This is a genomic window from Gordonia sp. PvP123, assembly GCF_040547295.1.
Classification (GTDB): Bacteria; Actinomycetota; Actinomycetes; order Mycobacteriales; family Mycobacteriaceae; genus Gordonia; species Gordonia terrae.
The window spans coordinates 22609-42475 of the sequence record NZ_JBEPPN010000016.1 but is presented as its reverse complement, the minus strand read 5'-3'; the positions used below and the strand labels follow the sequence as shown (position 1 = coordinate 42475).

The window sequence follows — 19867 nt, the reverse complement described above, 5'->3', positions numbered from 1 at the left end:
CTCACCTCACCTTCCTTCGAATCCGTTGCGCCACGACAGGAATCGGCGCTCGAGTAGCCGCACGGCGATGTCGGTGAGCAGTCCGAGTGCCGCATAGATGACCAGGACCAGGAAGATCTGATCGGTCCGGAGGTACTCTTTGGCGTCGTTCATCAGGAAGCCCAAACCGACCGGAGTGGTCTGCATCTCGGCGACGACAAGGACGAGCCAGCCGATGCCGAGTGCCTGCCGCAGACCGACGAAGATCTGCGGCAGTGCGCCCGGCAGGACGACATATCGAACGAGTTCGAAGCGCGTCAGTTCCAGCGATTCGGCGGCTTCGACGAGCTTTTGATCCACTCCCCGGATCCCGGCGAGAAAGTTGAGATAGATGGGGAAGATCGGGGCGACGATGATCAAGGCGATCTTGAACGAGTCGCCGATCCCGAACCAGATGATGAAGACCGGGACGAGGGCGACGGCGGGCATCATCCGCAGCACCTGGACCGGTGCATTGACCAGGTCCTCGGCCACCTTGAAAAGCCCGGCGGCCGCGCCCAGTACCGCGCCGATGGCGATTCCGATCGCCAGCCCGATCGCGACGCGACGTCCCGACGCGGCCAGGTGGGTCCAGAGTTCACCGGTGCTGATCAGGTCCCACCCCGCCTCGACCACCTCGGTGGGCGCGGGAGTGGTCGTACCGAGCCATCCGCGCGCACCGAGCTGCCAGATGACGACCACCAGGATCAGCCCGATGGACTGGCGCAGTGTGCGAGTCGCGGCGTGACGGGTGAGCCGTCGCCGACGCGCCCGTGCCGCCAGGCCGTCGGACGGCACGTCGACGGGCCCGGCCGCGGACGGGCCGGATGCGACACCGACCGGTGTCGTGAGTTCTAGAGTCATCGAAATCCGCCTGGGAGAGGGGCTGGCAGGACTTCTGGGACGCTACTGAGAACTCGACCCCGTCGGCACCGTTGGAGTCATGGTGATTTTCAAACCACCGCGCGCCGAGAGTGATCGGCGGACGGCCGGTTCGGGTTCAGTCCGGGATCAGTTCCGGATGGGCGTCGGCGAGCAGCTCGTCGCGGTCCTCGGTGAGCACGAATCCGCCCGCAATCGCGGCGTCGGCGGCATTCCGGTAGTGCTTCTCGTACTCATCGCGCGTTCCATACCGCGCCACCAGATCGGCGGCGGGGACCGGTGACGTCGTTCCGAACAACAGACAGATCCGGGAGACCGGGTCGGCGACGATCCCGCTGAGGACCTGGGTAGGCGCGTCGACACATGGTGTGCGAACCCCGCCCCGGACATTGCCCATGTCGTCGAGCTCGAAGACGGGGTCGATGCCGCCGGCATCCCGGAGAGCCAGAGGTTCGGCAACCGGAGGCGGATCGCCCCCTTCGGCCCAGGACCGAAGGTGTCGCAACGCCGATCGCAGGACGAACCGCTGCTGGCCCCGGTTGACGGGGTCGGGGCAGCCGAGGAATTCCTCGAAGTCGCCGACCTGGTGGAGATCGGCGTGGGCCGTGCCCGCCATCTCCCACACGCGGAGCCGATCGGAGTCCGGTTGCCGCACGGCGTGATAGCGGAAGTTGGTCAGGAGGTCGGTTTCGGTCTGCACCACGAAGACCGGTGCGTCCAGGTCGGTGCGGATCGTGGTGGGTTCGCAGTCGAAGACGGTCGCCACGTCTATACCCGAACCGACTGCGCCGGCGGGCAGTCCGGCGGCCGCACGGCTGTGGATGAGGTATCCGTCGAAGGGCGCCGCATCCGGGCCGATGATGTTGACATAGGTCGTCAGAGCCATCGCCGATTGCGACTCGCCGACCGCGAGCACGGTGGAGACCGGCAGACCCTCGAGCGGGTGGCCGCCGGCGGCGGTCTCGCGAACGGCCCGCCCGACGGAACTGAAGATGTCGTAGCAGTACGCATCACCGGGGTGCCGTAGGCCCGCATACCGTTCCGGGTCCCTCGTGGCCAGGCTCTGCGGGGCACCGGTGTCCACACCGACCGAACCCGCCCCGCCCTCGACGCCGACGTACTGCGCCGACACGCCCACCCATGCGTGCCCGGCGCGAACGAGTTCGGCCGCCACATAGGAGTATTCGGGTGCGGCGTCGGCACCACTGCTGACGTTCAGCCACTCGACGACGACACAGCCGCTGAACGCCGCGGCGTCCGCGGGTCGACGGACGACGATCCGGGTCGTGAACCCGGCGGCCGGCGCGCCGGTCTCGCCGACGACCGAGTCGGCGGTCCCGGACGCCGCGTACTCGGTGTCGGTGTATCCGGCGGCGACGAGGTCGGGTAGGGGTGAGGCGCTCAGCAACGAGCATCCGTTGCCGCCGCCCAGGACACGAAAACGCATGAGTCGGCTCACTTCTTCTTCCGGTGCTGCTTGATCACCTCGCCGAACATGAAGTGCATCTTGGTGCCCTGCGGCCAGCCGACGTAATAGCAGAGGAAGAGACTGATCTCCTCGAGCTGCTCGGGCGTGAGCTCCCCGTTGCCGAGGGCGGCACCGGCCTGGATCTCGGCGACGTCGATGTTGTTGCTCGCGGCGAGCGCACCGAGCAGGAGCAACCGGCGGTCACGGTTGGACAGGCCCTCCCGGGCCCACACGTTGCCGAACACCTGGTCGGCGGTGTGCGCGAAGTAGTCGCCGGGACCGTCGCTCACCTCCCAGCCGTACACCTCGGACATCTTGGCGAGGCCACGCCTGCGCGCCTCGTCGGGTGCGTCGTCGGAGACGTTGGATCGGGTCATGCTGGTTCTCCTTCGAGGTGGGGGACACCGAGCCCCGCGGCCAGATCCCGCAACGCGAGCCGCCCGAGAGGTAGATCGACGCCGAGCTCGTCGCCGAGCGCGAGTGCGAGCGCCAGGTCCTTCTCGCCCAGGGTACGGACGCCGGTGAGGATGCCGTACCAGGGATCGTCGGCAGGCACCGGAGCGGTGGTGTCGCGCAACATGATCGCCCCGGCTCCGCCGGTCACGGCGTCGGAATGGCGGACGACCTTGCCGAGCTTGGTGATGTCGATGCCGGCGGCCTCGGCCAGGCGCGCGGCCTCGGTGGTCGCGGTGAACGAGATGAAGTGAAGCAGGTTGCGGGCCAGCTTCATCCGGGTGCCCGCACCGACCTCGGGACCCGCATGGACGAGCATGTCCGCGGTGAGCGCGAACGGTTCCTTCAACTTCTCGTAGGCGGCGCGGGGACCGCCGACCATGATCGCGAGGCGGCCCGACGCCGCGCCCATCGCGCCACCGGAGATCGGGGCGTCGAGGAGCGTGACCTCCCGTGCCGCGCACTGTTCGGCGAGCTCGACGGCGGTTTCCGGCGCGATCGTCGAGTGGACGGTGATGACGGTGCCCGGGCGAGCTGCCGCCAGCAGTCCGTCCGGCCCGGTGATCACCGAACGCACCTGGGCGTCGTCGAGGACGCAGATGCCGATGATGTCGGTCGTCGAGGCGAGGTCGGCGAGCGATTCCGCAGCGGTGGCGCCCTTCTCGACGACCTTCGCGATGGCCTCGGACGACAGGTCGAACACCGTCAGCCCGCCGGCCCAGGCGGCCAGACTCCCGGCCATCGGCCCACCGATGTTGCCGAGTCCGACATACCCCAGACGGATGGGGGACGACTCACTCATGAGCGGATGACCTGGCCGCCGTCGACGTTGAAGATCTGGCCGGTGATCCACCCGGCCTCGTCGGACAGCAGGAACAGGCACATCCCGACGAGATCCTCGGGGGTGCCGAAACGCTTCAGCGGCAGCCGGTTCACGATGTCGGCGACCATCTCCTTGGGCGTCGTGGTCCGGGTGGCCTCGGTGTCGATGGGGCCGGGGGCGATCGCGTTGACACGGATGTTCTGCCCGCCGAGCTCGGTGGCGAGCTGCTGGGTCAGACCGTTCACCCCGACCTTGGCCAGACCGTAGAAACCGCTGTACAGCCATGCGGCGGTCGAGGACTGGTTGACGATGGCGCCGCCGCCGTTGGTCATGTGCGGGTAGACCGCGCGGGTCACGTTGAGCGCGCCGTCGAGGTTCACGCTCATGAACTTCTTGTAGTAGTCCCAGGGCACGGTGATGAGAAAGTCGAGCTTCATCCCGCCGTAGATCGCGGCGTTGTTGACCAATCCGTCGATCGAACCGTAGGCGTCGACGGTGGCGGCGGCGAGTGCCTTCGCGGAATCTTCGTCGGCGACATCGGTGCTGACGTAGAGCCCGCCGATGTCGGCGGCGACCTGCTTGCCCTTCTCGTCGGCGAGGTCGGCGACCACGACGTTCGCGCCTTCCGCGGCGAGCGCACGTGCATACGCCTCACCGATCCCGCCGGCCGCGCCGGTGACGATGATGGTCTTGTTCTCGAAACGCTTGGAACTCATTGTCCTGCTTTCTGTGTGGTTGATGGCTGGCCCTTCGTGGCTCGCTGCGCTCGCACCTCAGGGAGCGGTAGAATTAGCTCCCTGAGGTGCGAGGAGCGGGGTTGTGGGTCCTGTGCTCCCTGAGGTGCGAGGAGCGATAGCCGCCGGGCCGAGCAAGCGACGAAGGAGCGCGTCGAGGTCGACGAGCCTCGATGGGTCATGCGGGGCGGGCGACGGCCTTGGTCTCCAGGTACTCCGCGAAACCGGCGACGCCCATCTCGCGGCCGATTCCGGACTGTTTGAAACCGCCGAACGGGACGTCGGCGGAATACCAGATGCCGCCGTTGACGCCCATCGTCCCGGTGCGTACTCCGTTGACCACCTTGTTGACCCGCTCCTCATCGGTCCCGTAGACCATGCCGGACAGGCCGTACGGCGAGTCGTTGGCGATGCGGATGGCGTCGTCGTCGCCGTCGTGGGGGATGATGACCAGCACCGGCCCGAAGATCTCCTCCTGCGCGACGCGCGCCGAGTTGTCCAGTCCCGAGATCAGGGTCGGCTCGACATAGAATCCGGCGGGTTTGTCGGCGGGGCGGCCACCCCCGATCTCGATGGTGCCCCCTTCGCTGGTTGCGAGTTCGATGTAGGACTCGATGCGCTGACGCTGCCGGGCGGAGATGACCGGTCCGCAGATGGTGCCGCCGTCGGTCGGGTCCCCGGCGGGCAGCCCTGCCATCGCGTCGCGGGTCGCGGTGATCGCCTCGTCGAGTGCGGTGCGCGGCACCACGAGACGCGTCGTGATCGCGCACCCCTGGCCGGCATGGGTGACGACGTTGAACGCGGCCATGGCGCAGGCGGATCCGATGTCGGTGTCGTCGAGGACGATGAAGGCCGACTTGCCGCCGAGCTCGAGAAACACCTTTTTCAGTGACTCGGCGGCGGCTGCCATCACCTTCTTGCCCGTGGCGGTCGAGCCGGTGAACGAGACCAGGTCGACGCGGGGGTCGGTGCTGAGCTGGGCGCCGAGCTGGTGGTCGGTCGAGGTGACGATGTTGAGGACGCCCGGCGGGAAGTCTGTCTCTTCGGCGACCACCTTGCCGACGAGCGCTGCGCACCACGGGGTGTCGGGTGCGGGCTTGAGCACCACCGTGCACCCGGCGGCGAGCGCGGGTCCGATCTTGGCGAAGTTGATCTGGTGCGGGAAGTTCCACGGCGTGATCGCGCCGACGACCCCTACGGCCTCCGAGCGCAGTTCGCGGTGGTTTTTCAGCCCCATCGGCTTCGCGGTGCCGAGGTCGCTGGTCCACTCGTAGCTCTCGGCGAGGTCGGCGAAGTAGCCGAGATCCGTCACCGGTCCCTCGAACTGCGGGCCGTGGGTGAGGAACGACGGGCACCCCACCTCGGCGATCGTGAGGTCGCGGAGTTCGTCGCCGTGGGCGAGCAGTGCGTCGCGCAACTGACGCAGACAGCGAGCGCGGAAGGCGTGATCGCGCGACCAGTCGGTGGTGTCGAAAGCGGTACGCGCGGCCGCGATGGCGGCATCCATGTCGGCCGCGGTGGCGTCGGCCGCCTGCCCGATGACCTCCTCGGTCGCGGGATTGACGACGTCGAAGACGCCGCCGCTCCCGGGGGTGAGCTTGCCGTCGATCAACAGATCCGACGCGGATACGGGGCGAAGAGGCATGAGCTGGAACTCCATCTGGACAGGTGTCTGGACTCGCGTTCAAAGCTAGTGTAGCGTGGCTCACATGTCCAGCCCCGTGTCTCAGGAATCCACTCGTCGCCGGCTGACCCAGCAGCAGGCGGAGACGGTCACACGCCTCACCGATGCTGCGGTCGACGTGCTGAACGCCGAGGGTTTCGACGGTCTCACCGTGCGGTCGGTGGCCAAGATCGCCGGGGTCGCGCCGGCCACCGCGTACACGTACTTCTCGTCGAAGAGTCACCTCGTCGCCGAGGTGTTCTGGCGTCGTCTCTCAGCCGGGGTGCTCGAACCGGATCCCGGTGCGCCGCGGAGCGAGCGGGTCGCACAGGTGCTCCGCGAGGTCGCGCTGGTCGTGGCCGGCGAGGGCCAGCTCGGTGGTGCGGTGACCGTGGCCCTGCTGGGCAGCGACCCTGACGTCGAACACCTGCGCGTGCGGATCGGCGCATTCATCCGGCGTCGTCTCGCCGCCGCTCTCGAAGAGGACCCCGAGAACCCGGGCCCGCTGCTCGACGCACTGGAGATGATCTACTCCGGCGGGCTGGTCTACGCCGGCATGGGGCACATGACCTACGAGCAGACCTCCGAACGTCTTGTCGCAGCCGCACATCTACTGATGGAGAAGTGATGACCGAAACGACGACGGTGCCGGGGATGGAGCGCGAGCTCCCCTTCGACCCGTATGCCTATGGTTTCCACGAGGACCCCTATCCGACCTATTCCCGTCTCCGCGCGGAGGCGCCGGTCTACTACCACGGCGGGATGAACTTCTGGGCGCTCGCCGGACACGCCGACGTCCGGGCCGGATTTCGTGACACCCAACGACTCTCGAACAGCTGGGGCGTGTCGATGGACCCCTCGGCGTACGGTCCCGACGCGCACAAGTCGATGTCGTTCCTCGCCATGGACGACCCGAAGCACATGCGGATCCGCAAACTGGTCTCGAAGGGCTTCACGCCCCGCCGCGTCAACGAACTGACCGGCCGGATCACCGCTCTCACGCACCAGCACTGGAGCAAGTGCCTGGACAAGGGCGAATTCGACTTCGTGCACGACTTCGCCGCCCTGCTCCCGATGGACGTCGTGTCCGAACTGCTGGGTGTGCCCGAAGCCGATCGCACCCGGTTGCGCCACCAGTCCGACCTACTGCTGCATCGAGAGGACGGCGACCTCGACCTCCCCGAGGCGGCGGTGTACGCGTACATCGAACTGCACAAGTACTATTCGGAGCTCATCGCCGACCGCCGCAAGAACCCCGGCGAGGATCTGGTCTCGGCCCTCATCGCGGCCGAGATCGACGACGACGAGACCGGTGAGAAGACGAAGCTCACCGAGGACGAGATCGTCGGGTTCATGGTCCTGATGGTGGTGGCGGGCAACGAGACCACCACCAAACTGCTTGCCAATGCCCTGTATTGGGGCTGGCGCAATCCCGACGAGCTCGCCAAGGTCTTCGCCGACCCGGAGGTCGTCGTCCCGGACTGGACCGAGGAGACGCTGCGCTACGACAACTCGACGCAGATCGTCGTGCGGCGGGTGATCGAAGATGCCCCCTACGGCGACTTCGTCATCCCGGCGGGCGACCGCGTGCTCCTGCTCGTCGGTTCGGCGAACCGCGACGTCGAGGTGTTCGGCGCCGACGCCGACCGGTACGAGATCGGCCGCGACTGCAGCCAGGCCCTGATGAGCTTCGGTCTGGGCGCGCACTTCTGCCTCGGTGCGCACCTCGCGCGACTGGAGGCGAACATCGGCCTGACCGAGGTCGTGAAATCGATCCGGGCGGTGGACATCGATGCCGACAAGGCGGTGCGGGTCCACTCGGTGAACGTGCGCGGCTTCGCCGAGCTCCCGGTGAAGGTGACGGTGCGCTGATGGCTTTTCGACCCCATCCCGAGCGGCGACCGGTCCTGGTCGCGGGCGCGTCGTCGGGCATCGGCGCAGCCACCGCCGAATTCCTCTCCGCGGCCGGCCATCCCGTCGCCCTCGCCGCCCGCCGGGTGGCGAAGTTGCAGGAACTGGCCGACACGATCACCGCCGCCGGAGGTGAGGCCGTGGCAGTGCCGCTCGACGTCACCGACGAGCAGTCGGTGCTCGACTGCGTGGCGAAGGCCGAGGCCGCCCTGGGGCCGCTGGAGATCGTGGTCGCGGGCGCCGGTGACCTCGCGGTCGGTCTCTCCTACGAGACCGGCACCGACCACTTCGCGGATCAGATCAACATCCATCTCACCGGCGCCTACCGGATCTACCGCGCGGTGATCGGCGGCATGATCGACCGTGCGCGAGGCGATTTCGTGTTCATCGGGTCCGACGTCGCCATCCACCCCCGGCCGTGGTCGTCGGCCTACGTTGCGGCGAAGTCCGGCATCGACGGACTCGTCGCGACCATCCAGCTCGAACTCGAGGGGACCGGTGTGCGGGCCGGGGTCGTCCGTCCCGGACAGACCCTCACCGGCATGGGGATGAATCTGGATCCGACGACCACCGAGAACATGCTCAACGACTGGATCACACATGGTCTGGCCCGCCACGGCAATTTCCTCTCGCCCGAACACATCGCGCAGGCCGTCGCGGCGATGGTGACCATGCCGCGTGGGGCGCACATGCGGTCGGTCGAGGTGGAGGCCGAAGGCGCAGTCAGCGACAAGAAACGACAGGCAGTACAGGAGAAGGGGACGGATGGATGACCGCCATCACCGAATCAGGCCTGAAACAACCGAATCGCGTCTCGGGTGGCGAGGGCGAACACGGACATCTCGACGAACTCGCCACCGACCCGATCTCGCTGTTCTGGCGCGTCCGCGAGGAATGCGGTGACGTCGGCATGTTCCAGCTCGCCGACCGCGAGGTGGTGCTGGTCTCGGGATCGGCGGCGAGTGAGGAGTTCTTCCGCGCGCCCGAAGAGGATCTGGACCAGGCGGCCGCCTACCCGTTCATGACACCGGTGTTCGGTGAGGGCGTCGTGTTCGACACGAGCCCCGAGGAGCGGTCGAAGGCGATCCACAACTCGGCGCTCAAGGGCGCGCACATGAAGCAGCACGCGGTGACCATCCCCAACGAGGTCGAGCGGATCATCGCCGAGTGGGGCGACGAGGGGGAGATCGACCTGCTCGACTTCTTCTCCGAGCTGACGCTGTACACCTCGTCGTCGTGCCTCATCGGTCGGAAGTTCCGGGAGCGGCTCAGCGGACACATCGCCCACCTGTTCCACGACCTCGAGAAGGGCACCGACCCGATCGCTTACGTGGACTACAAGGCCGACATCGAGAGCTTCCGCAAGCGCGACGAGGCCCGGGCCGAACTGGTCGAGTTCATCCAGGGCGTGATGGACGAGCGGATCGCGAACCCGACCGAGAACAAGGAAGACCGGGACCTGATGGACGTCCTCGTCCAGGTCGGCTTCGATGCCAACACCATCACCGGCATGTTCATCTCGATGATGTTCGCGGGCCACCACACGACGTCGGGCACCGCCGCGTGGACCCTCATCGAACTGTTGCGCAATCCCGACTACATGCGACGGGTGTACGAGGAGCTCGACGAGATCTACGGCGAGACCCCGGCCGGTGAGCGCCCGGAATACACTTTCGCGCACACCCGTCAGATGCCGCAGCTCGAGAACGCGCTCAAAGAAGCGCTGCGGCTGCACCCGCCGCTCATCATCCTCATGCGCGTGGTGCAGAACGACTTCCACGTCGAGGACTTCGAGGTGAAGGCCGGGCAGTCGATCGCCGTGTCACCGGCGATCTCCAACCGGCTGCCCGAGGACTTCCCCGAGGCGGACGCCTTCGACCCCGACCGTTACGACAAGCCGCGGCAAGAGGATCTGGTCAATCGGTGGACCTGGATCCCCTTCGGCGCCGGTCGTCATCGTTGCGTCGGTGCGCAATTCGCGATAATGCAGCTGAAGGCGATCTTCTCGGTGCTGTTCCAGAACTACGAGTTCAAGATGCTCCAGCCCCCGGAGAGCTACCGCAACGACCATTCCAAGATGGTCGTCCAATTGCAGCAGCCCTGTCGCGTCGCCTATCGCAAGCGTCAGGACGCGTGATGCGCGTCGAGGTGGACCTGGACCTCTGCCAGGGGCATGGGATGTGTGAGCTCGAGGCGCCCGAGGTCTTCGCCGCGCACACCGACCATGTGGAGATCCTCGACGCGACCCCTGACGAATCCCAGCGCGCCGAGGTCGAGGCCGGCGTGCACTACTGCCCGACCCAAGCCCTGCGGATCATCGAGGGCTGAATTCCCGATCACCTCCCACGCACGACCTGAACGACCGAATGAAGGTGGAACACATGTCTTTTGACCGTGCCGAACTCGACGAGATGAAAGAACGGTGGCTCGCCGCCAACATCGAGGCCGAGAAGGCGGGGGACTGGAAGCCCCTGGCCGACTTCTACACCGAGGACGCCACCTACGGGTGGAACTACGGCCCCAACAAGGACTTCATGGCCGTGGGTCGCGAGGAGATCCGCGAGCTCGCCCTCGGCCAGGAGATGGAAGGTCTGCAGGGGTGGGAGTATCCCTATCAGGCCTGGGTCATCGATGACCGGACCGGCGACATGATCGGACTGTGGAAGCAGATCTACGAGGGTACCCGCGAGGACGGCAGCCATTACGCGCTCGAGGGCATCCAGGGCAGCTGGTTCAAGTACGGCGGCAACTTCCAGTTCCGCTGGCAGCGTGACTTCTTCGACTACGGGAACGTTTCCGCGCTGTTCATCGAGATGATGAAGAACAACGCGATGAGCGAGCCGATGCTGAAGCGAGTGGAGAAGTCGGCGCCCGGAAACCTGCCGGGGTGGTACGACTTCGGCAAGGCCCCCGTCGCGTTCTGGTGAGCTGACATGACTTCCACAGCCCCGACCTATCAAGGTCTGAGTCAGGATCAGCTCGCCGTGCTCGTACCGGAACTGTTGTTGTCGGGCCAGATGATCGACCGCAGCGGGATGGCGCACCTCATCAGTGCTTTCGGCCGGGACGTGATGGGCAAGGTCGCCATCGAGGAGTGGATGGCGGCCAGCCCGGTCTACACGCACCGGATGCGTAGCGCCCTGGGGATCGACGGCGACGGCGTCGAGGACATGTTCAAGTGTCTGCAGCTCGACATCGGTGCGCCGCCGCAGTTCATGGACTTCCGCTACCGGATCGACGACGAGTACCACGGCTCCTTCGTGCTCGATCACTGCGGCGCCCTGCTCGACGTCGAACCGCTCGGTGACGACTACGTGACCACCATGTGTCACGACATCGAGGACCCCACCTTCGACGCGACGGCCATCGCCACCAATCGGCGCGCGCGGATCCGTCCGGTCCACCGGCCGCCGCGCCGTCCGGTCGATCGCACGCCGCACTGCGAGTGGACGGTGACGATCGAACCGGATCGTGACGAGTTGCCGCTGCCACCGGATTCGGTGGACATGTTCGAGACCCGGGCGGGGCAACTCGTCCTGTCGGCCATCGACACCACCGCGTCCGACGGCTGGGTCGACTACCGCGGTCCGCTCGTCGAGGACCTGCAGTTCGCGGAGTGGTCGACGTCGGCTCTGGTGCGGGTCGCCGAAGAGGTTGCGCTGCAACATCAGCTGCTGTCGCTGGGCTTTCTGGTCAGCGTGCGTCGGTACGCCGAGAGCGACGCGCAGGCCATCGAGATCTTCCGTAAGCAGTTGACCGGCATCGCCGGACTCGCCGCCGACCGGATTCGGGTCGCGCTCGGCGTGTCCACCGACGCCGCCGGTCTCGCGCAGGTGCTCGCCCTGCACCCGTGTTTCGGCCCGGCCCAGTACACCGGGCTGACCGCCGAGGCCGACGAGGACACGGTCGTCGTCCGCATCCCCCGGGATTCCGAGGCGATGACCGACGGCGGCTGGACATCCATCCTCGATGTCGACCACATCGAGCCACTGCAGGCTGCCGCCACCGCTGTCGATCCGTACCTCGTCGTCGCGGATGCGATCGAAGCCGACGGCGATCTCGTCGTCCGGATCACCAAGGCGGACAGTCCGCAGAAGGAGTACGGCGAGGTGGCCGTCGCGCGCTTCAGCGGGGGTGCGAGTTTCGAATTCGTCGACCGCGGGCGGTCGATCCCGATCACGCCGGTGGGCAGCTCGGCGTGACCTCCGGCGACGGCTGGTCACCCGGTGGTGCGGGACTCGGGGGTCGGGTCGCCGTGGTCGCGGGGGCGACCCGGGGTATCGGTCTCGCAGTCTCGTACGCGCTGTCGGGCCAGGGGGTCTCGGTCGTCGTCAACGGCCGGGATTCGCAGGCCGTCGCCGACACGGTGGCCGAGATCCGCGGGGGCGGAGGCTACGCCGTGGGCGTGCCCGGCTCCGCGGGCGATGACGGGGTGGCCCAGACGATGGTCGAGACCGCACTGACGGAATTCGGCGCCCTCGACATCGCCATCAACTGTGCCGGCATCGCCGAACCACCCGGGTCGACGGTCCTGACGATCTCCGCGGAGGAGTTCCGCGCCCAGGTCGACGCGCATCTGATGAGCGCCTTCCACCTCCTACAGGCCGCGGGAAGGGTGTTCGTCGAGCAGGGGTCGGGGTCGGTCGTGCTCACGGGTTCGGCCGCGTCGCTCGGAATGTTCGGTGGCAGTGGTTATCCGGCCGCCAAGGGTGGCGTCAACGCGCTCGCCCTCGCCGCAGCCGCCGACCTCCGGGATCACCGGGTACGCGTCAATGTGGTGATGCCGGGCGCGAAGTCGCGATTGTCCTCGGGTGACGACTACGTCGCCCACATCGAAGGACTCCACCGGCGCGGGATACTCGACGATCTCACGCGTGACGCGGCACTCGATCCCGCCCCACCCGAGTACGTCGCACCGCTGTACGTGTTCCTGTCCAGCGACGCGGCCGAGCACGTGACCGGTGAGATCTTCAGCGCTGCCGGAGGTTTCATCGGCCGGTTCGAGTCGCAGCAGGCGGGGTTCGTCGCCTACCGCGACCACAAGGACACCTCGCCCTACAGCCTGGACGAACTCGCCGGCATCCTGGCGGGGCCTGCTGAGCGGTGATCCGAGGGATAAAGAACACTGCTCCCCAAGCCGAGAGAACCACACACCCTGCTCCCTGAGGTGCGTGCGAAGCGAGCCATCCCCTGCTCCCTGAGGTGCGAGCGAAGCGAGCCATCCCCTGCTCCCTGAGGTGCGAGCGAAGCGAGCCACGAAGGGCTCAACAACCCGGGTCACCAGGCCCTTCGAGGCTCGTCGCCATCGCTCCTCACACCTCAGGGAGCAGAGGGGGGCGGTTCTTTCGGATAGGAGGAGAGGGGTTCGCTTCCTTCGGTTCAGAAGGCACTGCCCTTTCGCCCCGCGCGGCGCTCGAGCCAGAAGCGGGCACCGTCGGCGATGGCGTCGGTGACCGGCCGGGGATGCCAACCGAGGTCGCGTTCGGCCTTGCCGTGGTCCATCTCGGACATGACGTGCATCAACCGGACCGAGGGGATCGTCAACTGCACCGGCTTCCGGGTCAGCACGGCCCGCGCGGAACCCGCCGCGCCGCAGGCATAGAGCGCGGTCCTGTTCAGCACCAGTCGTGGGGGCGGGCGATCTGCCGTTGCCGCTGCGATCGACACGACCTCGCCGGTGTCGATCGCGCGCTCGGAGACGATGTAGCGTTCGCCCACCTCGCCATGATCGGCCGCGAGGTGGAGCGCCGACGCCGCGTCGTCGATGCCGACGGACTCGGCGCGGCACCCGCGAATGCTGAACGGCAGCTTGCCGAGTGCCGCACCGGCGACGAATGCGCCATGTGGTGTGGGCTGCCAGTCGCCAGGGCCGTAGGTGTTGGCCACGCACATGGCGACCGCGGGCACCAAGCCGTCCCGGGCCCGCTGCAGCACCAGGTTCTCGGCCGCCACGCGGCTCTTGACGTAATCGGGTGCCTGTCGCGACCAGTTGAACCGATCGGCTTCGGTCGCCGGGCGACCCCGAACCCGACCGATGGTGGCGATACTGCTGGTGAACACGAACCTGCGCAACGACTGCCGGGCGGCGACGTCCAGCACCGACCGCAGCGCAACGACGTTCGTGCGGTAGAGCGGAGTGGTATCGCGCAACCATGCGCGGGTGTCGACAGCGCAGTGGAACACCACCTCGCAACCGCGCATGGCTCGCTCGAGGGATGCGTCGTCGAACAGATCGCCGGTGACGTGCTCGACGTCGAGCCCGGTGAGCGATCGAAGGTCACTCGTCGAGCGGGTCAGAACGCGGACGTCGTCGCCGGAGTCGACGAGTCGGCGCACGAGGCGGGAGCCGAGGAATCCGTTGCCGCCGATGACGAGTGACGGCACGGGTCAGAGACCGCCGGGGATGAGATCGTCGATGGCGGCGGCGCTGCGGGACAGCATGGCGTCGAACATCGCCGTGCCACGCTCGGTGGGTTGCGCAGCGGCGGAACCGAAGACGATGATGAGCGGTGCCTGGATCAGGTTGCCGACATAGTCGTCCCAACATTCGTCGAGCGTGTAGTTCTCGACACCCGCGGTGACCAGCGCGCGATGATACGACGCCACGATGCCGCGTTCGTGCCGGCGACGGTCCTCGGTCGTCAGGCTGGTGCTCAGCAGGAAGGCGATGTCCCGGAGTGGGTTGCCGGTGGTGATGGTCTGCCAGTCGATGACCGTGACCTCGCCCACCGGCCCGAAGAGAATGTTGTCGACGCGCAGATCACCGTGGATGAGGGCGGTGTTCGTCAATGGTGCGACGAGCCAGTCGCCGGCCTCGCGGACCAGCCAGTCGATGGCCGACGACGACAGACCGTCGGGCGCGAACCGATCGCGATACAGCTCGGCCATGGGGCCGAGTATCGACTCCATCACCTCGCGATCGGAGGCGGTGGGCAGCGGGATCTCCGCCAAGAGAGTGGGGTCGTTCCATCGGGGTGCATGCAGGCCCGCGGCCGCGGCGGCGACCGACTCGGCCTGTGCGGCCGAACATCCGGAGATCTGGTCGCCCTGGACGGCGCTGCCCATGTCCTCGAGGAGCAGCACGAACTCGGTTCCCGCGTCGGAGATCGTCGTGGCGAAGCAGGTGGGCGTCGGCACGGTGAAACCCGCAGCGAGATCCCGGTAGAAGCGCACCTCGTTACGGAACACACCCGAGCCGAGCTCCCGTTGTGCGGCGTCCCCGGTTGCCAGCTTGGCGACGATTGTTTCCGGGATGTCCGACTCGCCAGCGTGATTCAATGTCAACCGGTACGAGCCGGCCATCTGTCCGGTGCCCACCGGTTCTGCGGTGATGGATTCGATGATCGTCGGGTGGCCGTTGCTCGCCAGCAGTTCCGTCAACCATGTGGGAGTCAGATCCTCGACGCAGATGGGGATCTCGGCGATCTCGGGCACGCGGGCATCCTTTCGACCGGCCGGCGGAAATGGCAGCGAGTGTGATGGCGCTCACGTCCGACCGTTGGTGCGACACTACCCAGTCGGTGGACTGGTGTCCAGGGATGCGTCCGGTCCGCGTCGTGCGGATCTCCGGCGAGCCACGGGGCCGCGTGCGGGCCCGGAAATCCATTCGGCCACATGGACGATGGTTCCGGTTTAGGATGCGTGGACGGCGCGCCGGGCCTGCCGCCCGGACCGCGAACGGCCCGACATCGAGGAGAACCGAGTGAGCACCAGACTCGACGGCAAGGTGGCACTGATCACCGGTGCGGCGCGAGGTCAAGGGCGGAGCCACGCCGTGCGAATGGCCGAGCAGGGTGCTGACATCATCGCCGTCGACATCTGCGACCAGATCACCACGGTCAACTACGCGATGAGCACGCCGGACGACCTGCAGCAGACCGCCAAGATGGTCGACGCCACGGACCGGCGGGTCATCGCCAAGATCGCCGACGTGCGCAGCCGCGACGCCCTGCAGGCCGCGATCGACGAGGCGGTGGCGGAGTTCGGACGACTCGACATCGTCGTCGCCAACGCCGGGATCAGCCCGCTCGGGCCCCAGAGCCCCTCTGTGACGTGGATGAACACCGTCGCGGTCAATCTCGGCGGCATCATCAACACGCTCGAGTTGTCGTTGCCGTACCTCGAGTCGGGGGCGTCCATCATCTGCATCGGATCGATGGCCGCGTTCATGCCGTCGTTCGAGTCCGCGCAGGCGGGGCCGGGCGCAGGCGGTTACGGTCATTCCAAACGCGCGGTCGCTCGGCTCGTCAACGACCTGGCGCGTCATCTGGCGCCGAAGGGCATCCGCGTCAACGCGATTCATCCCGGAAACGTCGACACCGCGATGGTCCATCACGACGAGATCTACCGCCTGTTCCGACCGGACCTGGACAAGCCGGCATATGACGACGTCAAGGACGTGTTCGCGGCGCTGCACGCGATGCCGGTCGATCTGCTCGCACCGGAGGACGTCACCGAAGCAGTCCTCTATCTGGCCTCCGACGCCGCCAGATTCGTGACGGGCCAACAGATGCGGGTGGAGGCCGGTGCGCTCCTGAACTCGGTGCCGCCCGGCGTTCCGGACTGAACGAGAGCCGGCGCAACTACGGGGCGTGGATCGCACCCGGATTCACGGGCAGCGCAGGCAAGTCGGGTCGCAGCGTCCGATAGGCGTCGACCACCGGCAGCAGTTCCGACGGAGCCGCGCCGTGCATGATGACCGAGTCGACGCCGAGCTCGAACTGCCGGGCGATCGCGGCAGCGCAGTCCCTCGCGCCACCGACCGCGCTGTCGGCGATCCAGGACGCCGGGATGACCCCGGCGAGCTCGGACAGTTCCTCGACCGCCGCGGTGGCGTCGATCGGCCCGCGCGCTCCGGCGAAAGCCGCACTGCCACGGACACGGTCGAGGTCGTCGGCGTCCCACCCGTTGGCCCTCATCAGCACATCCGGATAGCCCTGTAGATAGGTTGCGAGTCGGCCGTACAGCCGACGTAGGCGGTCCGCGTCGTCGAAATGGTCAGGGACAGTTGCCAGCACGGACCAGATCCGTATCGCCGCCGGATCCCGCCCGGCCTGTTCGGCGGCGTCGCGGACGGTCCGAACCGCGGTGCTGGTCGCCTCGTCGGAGAAGAAGGTGTGGAGCACCACGCCGTCGGAGATCCGGCCGGCCAGCCGTAAGGTGTTGGGCGACATGGTCACCAGCATGATGGGGACCGGCGGCACGGCGACACCCAGATTGAGGTAATCGTACTTGCCGAGCGGGCCGTCGTGCCCGAGGATCATCTCCCCACGCCACAGCGTCCGTAGGACACCCACCGTGTCGGTGAGCTGGGCACTGGTCACATCGGGCACGCCGAGCACCTGCCACTGCGCCGCGAACCCGCGCCCCAGACCGAGGGCGAACCTGCCGCCGGTCATCGTCGAGAGGGTGGCGCCCATGGACGCGGTGATGATCGGATGCCGCGTGTTGTGGTTGGTGGCGGCGGTGGCGATGCCCATGCGACGGGTTGCTGCCGCGAGACCGCCCGCCAGCACGGCGGCGTCCTTCACGTTGAAGCGTTCGGAAACGAAAGCAGCGCCGAAACCCTCGCGATCGGCGAGCCGGGCCTCCTCCGCGAGCTCGGCCGGGTCGACCGGGTGGCGTGAGAGCGCGTAGTAGCCGAGCTCGGGTAACAACGACGCCTCGGCTGCCGGGGAATCGTGTTCGGACATCTGGGTGTCCGTCATGCGCGGGCGCCGACGGCTTCTCGATAGACGCGCGTTCGTGGCTCGCGGACCCACAGGGTGCCCGCGCCCGCGGTCGCCCCCTCTGCCTTGAGTGCGCGCTTGAGGATCTTGTTGGTCGCGGTCGAGGGCAGATCGTCGGCGATGCGTACGAACGAGGGCCACGCCTTGGGCGACAGGTCCGCCTGTGCGGCGAGCTGTTCGGCGAAGGATTCGGGGGTGAGTTCGGCATCGTCCTGGAGCACCACGGCGGCCATCACCGCGTCGCCGACGTGCTCGTCGGGAACGGCATACACGGCAACCCTGTTGATCTCCGGGATGCGCAGCAGGATGCGCTCGATCGGTCCCGCGGCGATGTTCTCGCCGTCGACTCGCATCCAGTCGCCGGTTCGTCCGGCCAGGTAGATCCAACCGTCGGCATCCTTGTAGGCGAGGTCGCCGGACCAATACATCCCGTTGCGGAGTCGCTCGTCGGTCGCCTCGGAGTCGTTGTAGTAACCCATGAACATTCCGCCTCCCTCGATGTTCACGAGTTCGCCGATGGCGTCGTCGGAGTTCGACAGCGCCCCGCTGGCGTCGAATTCCGCTCGCGGACACTCGGTCATCGTCGCCGAGTTGTACACGGCCACATTGGGAAAACCCTTGCCGATCGATCCGTGCGGGGTGCCCGGTTCGCGCGTGATGATGATGGCCAGCTCGGTGGAACCGAAGCCGTCCCACACCGTACAGCCGAACCGTTCGGAGAAATCGTCGATGTCGCGGTCGGTGGCCTCGTTGCCGAAAGCCACCCGCAGGGGGTTGTCGGCGTCGTCGGGCTTCGGTTCGGTCGCGAGAATGTAGGCGAGCGGTTTGCCGACGTAGTTCATGTAGGTCGCGTTGTACCGGCGGATGTCGTCGAGGAAGGTCGATGCGGAGAACTTGGCCGGCGCGATCGCGGCGCCGCCGCAGAGCGCGACGCAGTACCCGCCCATGAGGGCGGCACTGTGGAACAGCGGCATCGACAGGTAGCAGACGTCGCCCGGGCCGATGTCGTACTTGTCGGCGAGCACCGGGCCCGCGAAGGGCATCATCATGTGCGCGAACTGCACCGGTTTCGGGTTGCCGCTGGTGCCGGAGGTGAAGATCAGCATGTAGGTGTCCATCGCACCCGGTACCGAATGCGGGACCAATTCGCCTGCGCCGGAGAGCATGTCCGACCACTGCGCGGTGGAGGTGTCGAGCACGGTCACGCCGGGCAGATCCAGTCCGTCGAGAAGGGGCCGGTGGTCGGCGTCGGTGACGAGGATCTGACAGTCGGCACGCAGGATGTCGGCGGCGAGGCCGTCGCCGCGGCGGGTGTTGTTGATACCGGCGGTCACGTAACCGCCGAGTGCGCCCGCGGCCAGCGCGATCAGCATGTCGGGGGTGTTACCGAGGAGCACCCCCACATGCATCGGTCGGGACGGGTCGGCGACGCCGAGGATCGCCGACGCATACCGGCCGGCGTCGTGGATGTATTCACGCCACGTCCACTGGCGACCCTCGTAGGTGATCGCGAGGTTGTCGTCGTCGGCACGTGCCTGCAGGAGTTGGGTGACTGTCTCGGCCATGCTGCCAAATCTAGAACGTGTTCACCCGACGTGTGTACAGATTTGCGGAATTGTCTACTGATGCGTCGGCCGGGGACGGTGAGCGTCCCCGGCCGGGCTGATCAGCGAGTGAACGAGCCGCTGCCCGGGACGACCGTGAAGGTCTGATCGCCCTTGCCGAGGATCGTCGTCGTGAACTCGATGGAACCCGTTCCGGTCACGACGTCGACGCCATCGGAGGGCCGGCCGTCGGTGCATGCGGCGAAGACCTCGTCCCCGGATGCACCGGTCGAGGTGTTCTTCCACGTGATCCCGACGCGTGCGTCCTTGAGGTTGGTGGCGCAGGCCTCGGTGGGAGTCGTGTTGAGGGAGATCAGGGTGACACCCGGCTCGGTGGCCGAGGCGAGGATGCTCGCCACGAATCCGCCGGTGACACCGTTGGAGCCGACGGTGACGCCGGCATTCGGGATCTGGTCCACGCTGAGGGGTCGTTCCGCGGGTGCCGCGAAGGCGGTTCCTGCTCCCGCGCCGAACGCTCCCACTGCCGCAATCGCCCCGATTGTTGCCACAGCCCTGCGTCGCATCTGTCTCTCCCGTCACTTTGGACACGTCTGGACCCAGAGTACGGGAGTGAGATTCGACT

General features: G+C 67.2%; 20 protein-coding genes. 9 read left to right on the top strand and 11 right to left on the bottom strand.

What is annotated here, in order from left to right:
- Positions 1-6: 6 nt before the first annotated feature.
- The 6 genes from ABIC25_RS23515 to ABIC25_RS23490 all read right to left on the bottom strand — a co-directional run bounded on the left by ABIC25_RS23515 (position 7) and on the right by ABIC25_RS23490 (position 6023).
- Complete coding sequence (locus ABIC25_RS23515; protein WP_248643426.1) at positions 7-882, bottom strand: ABC transporter permease; 876 nt, start codon at positions 880-882, stop codon at positions 7-9.
- Between the two features lie 136 nt (positions 883-1018).
- On the bottom strand, positions 1019-2347 hold the full coding sequence (locus ABIC25_RS23510) for an alpha/beta hydrolase domain-containing protein (RefSeq protein ID WP_354563393.1): 1329 nt from the start codon (positions 2345-2347) through the stop codon (positions 1019-1021).
- 8 nt (positions 2348-2355) lie between these two features.
- Positions 2356-2745, bottom strand: coding sequence for a carboxymuconolactone decarboxylase family protein (locus ABIC25_RS23505; protein ID WP_101822293.1), 390 nt, complete (start codon positions 2743-2745; stop codon positions 2356-2358).
- Positions 2742-3623 carry an NAD(P)-dependent oxidoreductase gene (locus tag ABIC25_RS23500; protein WP_239399710.1) on the bottom strand — a complete coding sequence of 294 codons (882 nt, stop codon included), beginning with the start codon at positions 3621-3623 and terminating at the stop codon, positions 2742-2744. The genes ABIC25_RS23505 and ABIC25_RS23500 overlap by 4 nt, the downstream gene beginning before the upstream one ends.
- A complete protein-coding gene (locus ABIC25_RS23495; protein ID WP_101822289.1) occupies positions 3620-4360 on the bottom strand; it encodes an SDR family oxidoreductase in 741 nt (246 codons plus the stop codon). The genes ABIC25_RS23500 and ABIC25_RS23495 overlap by 4 nt, the downstream gene beginning before the upstream one ends.
- 196 nt (positions 4361-4556) lie before the next feature.
- The gene (locus ABIC25_RS23490) at positions 4557-6023 is read right to left on the bottom strand and encodes an aldehyde dehydrogenase (protein ID WP_354563391.1); all 1467 of its coding nucleotides are present in this window, start codon (positions 6021-6023) and stop codon (positions 4557-4559) included.
- A 64-nt stretch (positions 6024-6087) separates the two neighbouring features.
- Between ABIC25_RS23490 and ABIC25_RS23485 the strand changes: the two genes are divergently transcribed.
- The 8 genes from ABIC25_RS23485 to ABIC25_RS23450 are packed head-to-tail and all read left to right on the top strand — an operon-like array spanning position 6088 to position 13059.
- Entirely contained in the window at positions 6088-6669 is a 582-nt protein-coding gene (locus ABIC25_RS23485) for a TetR/AcrR family transcriptional regulator (protein ID WP_033206302.1), read from the top strand.
- Entirely contained in the window at positions 6669-7913 is a 1245-nt protein-coding gene (locus ABIC25_RS23480; protein ID WP_248643422.1) for a cytochrome P450, read from the top strand. The genes ABIC25_RS23485 and ABIC25_RS23480 overlap by 1 nt, the downstream gene beginning before the upstream one ends.
- Positions 7913-8725, top strand: a complete 813-nt coding sequence (locus tag ABIC25_RS23475; protein ID WP_239399704.1) for an SDR family oxidoreductase — start codon at positions 7913-7915, stop codon at positions 8723-8725. The genes ABIC25_RS23480 and ABIC25_RS23475 overlap by 1 nt, the downstream gene beginning before the upstream one ends.
- On the top strand, positions 8722-10089 hold the full coding sequence (locus ABIC25_RS23470) for a cytochrome P450 (protein WP_354563390.1): 1368 nt from the start codon (positions 8722-8724) through the stop codon (positions 10087-10089). The genes ABIC25_RS23475 and ABIC25_RS23470 overlap by 4 nt, the downstream gene beginning before the upstream one ends.
- Positions 10089-10280, top strand: coding sequence for a ferredoxin (locus tag ABIC25_RS23465; protein ID WP_004022803.1), 192 nt, complete (start codon positions 10089-10091; stop codon positions 10278-10280). Before ABIC25_RS23470 ends, ABIC25_RS23465 begins: the two co-directional genes overlap by 1 nt.
- 53 nt (positions 10281-10333) lie before the next feature.
- On the top strand, positions 10334-10879 hold the full coding sequence (locus ABIC25_RS23460; RefSeq protein ID WP_033206330.1) for a Cif family virulence factor: 546 nt from the start codon (positions 10334-10336) through the stop codon (positions 10877-10879).
- A 6-nt stretch (positions 10880-10885) separates the two neighbouring features.
- Positions 10886-12154 (top strand): sulfotransferase family protein, encoded by a 1269-nt coding sequence (locus ABIC25_RS23455; protein ID WP_354563388.1) that lies wholly within the window; start codon positions 10886-10888, stop codon positions 12152-12154.
- A complete protein-coding gene (locus ABIC25_RS23450) occupies positions 12151-13059 on the top strand; it encodes an SDR family NAD(P)-dependent oxidoreductase (RefSeq protein WP_033206292.1) in 909 nt (302 codons plus the stop codon). Before ABIC25_RS23455 ends, ABIC25_RS23450 begins: the two co-directional genes overlap by 4 nt.
- A gap of 272 nt (positions 13060-13331) precedes the next feature.
- On the opposite strand, the gene ABIC25_RS23445 is transcribed toward ABIC25_RS23450, so the two are convergent.
- The gene (locus ABIC25_RS23445) at positions 13332-14336 is read right to left on the bottom strand and encodes an NAD-dependent epimerase/dehydratase family protein (RefSeq protein WP_354563386.1); all 1005 of its coding nucleotides are present in this window, start codon (positions 14334-14336) and stop codon (positions 13332-13334) included.
- Positions 14337-14339: 3 nt separating this feature from the next.
- Positions 14340-15386 (bottom strand): phosphotransferase family protein, encoded by a 1047-nt coding sequence (locus ABIC25_RS23440; RefSeq protein ID WP_354563384.1) that lies wholly within the window; start codon positions 15384-15386, stop codon positions 14340-14342.
- 268 nt (positions 15387-15654) lie between these two features.
- Here ABIC25_RS23440 and ABIC25_RS23435 point away from each other — a divergent pair, with 268 nt between their 5' ends.
- Positions 15655-16518: a mycofactocin-coupled SDR family oxidoreductase gene (locus ABIC25_RS23435; protein ID WP_004020612.1), complete on the top strand. Its 864-nt coding sequence runs from the start codon at positions 15655-15657 to the stop codon at positions 16516-16518.
- Between the two features lie 16 nt (positions 16519-16534).
- Here the strand turns inward: ABIC25_RS23435 and ABIC25_RS23430 are convergent, their stop codons facing one another.
- The 3 genes from ABIC25_RS23430 to ABIC25_RS23420 all read right to left on the bottom strand — a co-directional run bounded on the left by ABIC25_RS23430 (position 16535) and on the right by ABIC25_RS23420 (position 19808).
- Complete coding sequence (locus ABIC25_RS23430; RefSeq protein WP_180819478.1) at positions 16535-17659, bottom strand: TIGR03857 family LLM class F420-dependent oxidoreductase; 1125 nt, start codon at positions 17657-17659, stop codon at positions 16535-16537.
- Positions 17656-19245, bottom strand: coding sequence for a fatty-acid--CoA ligase FadD1 (gene fadD1 / locus ABIC25_RS23425; protein WP_354563383.1), 1590 nt, complete (start codon positions 19243-19245; stop codon positions 17656-17658). Before fadD1 ends, ABIC25_RS23430 begins: the two co-directional genes overlap by 4 nt.
- Positions 19246-19346: 101 nt before the next feature.
- The gene (locus ABIC25_RS23420) at positions 19347-19808 is read right to left on the bottom strand and encodes a hypothetical protein (protein ID WP_354563381.1); all 462 of its coding nucleotides are present in this window, start codon (positions 19806-19808) and stop codon (positions 19347-19349) included.
- Positions 19809-19867 lie beyond the last annotated feature (59 nt).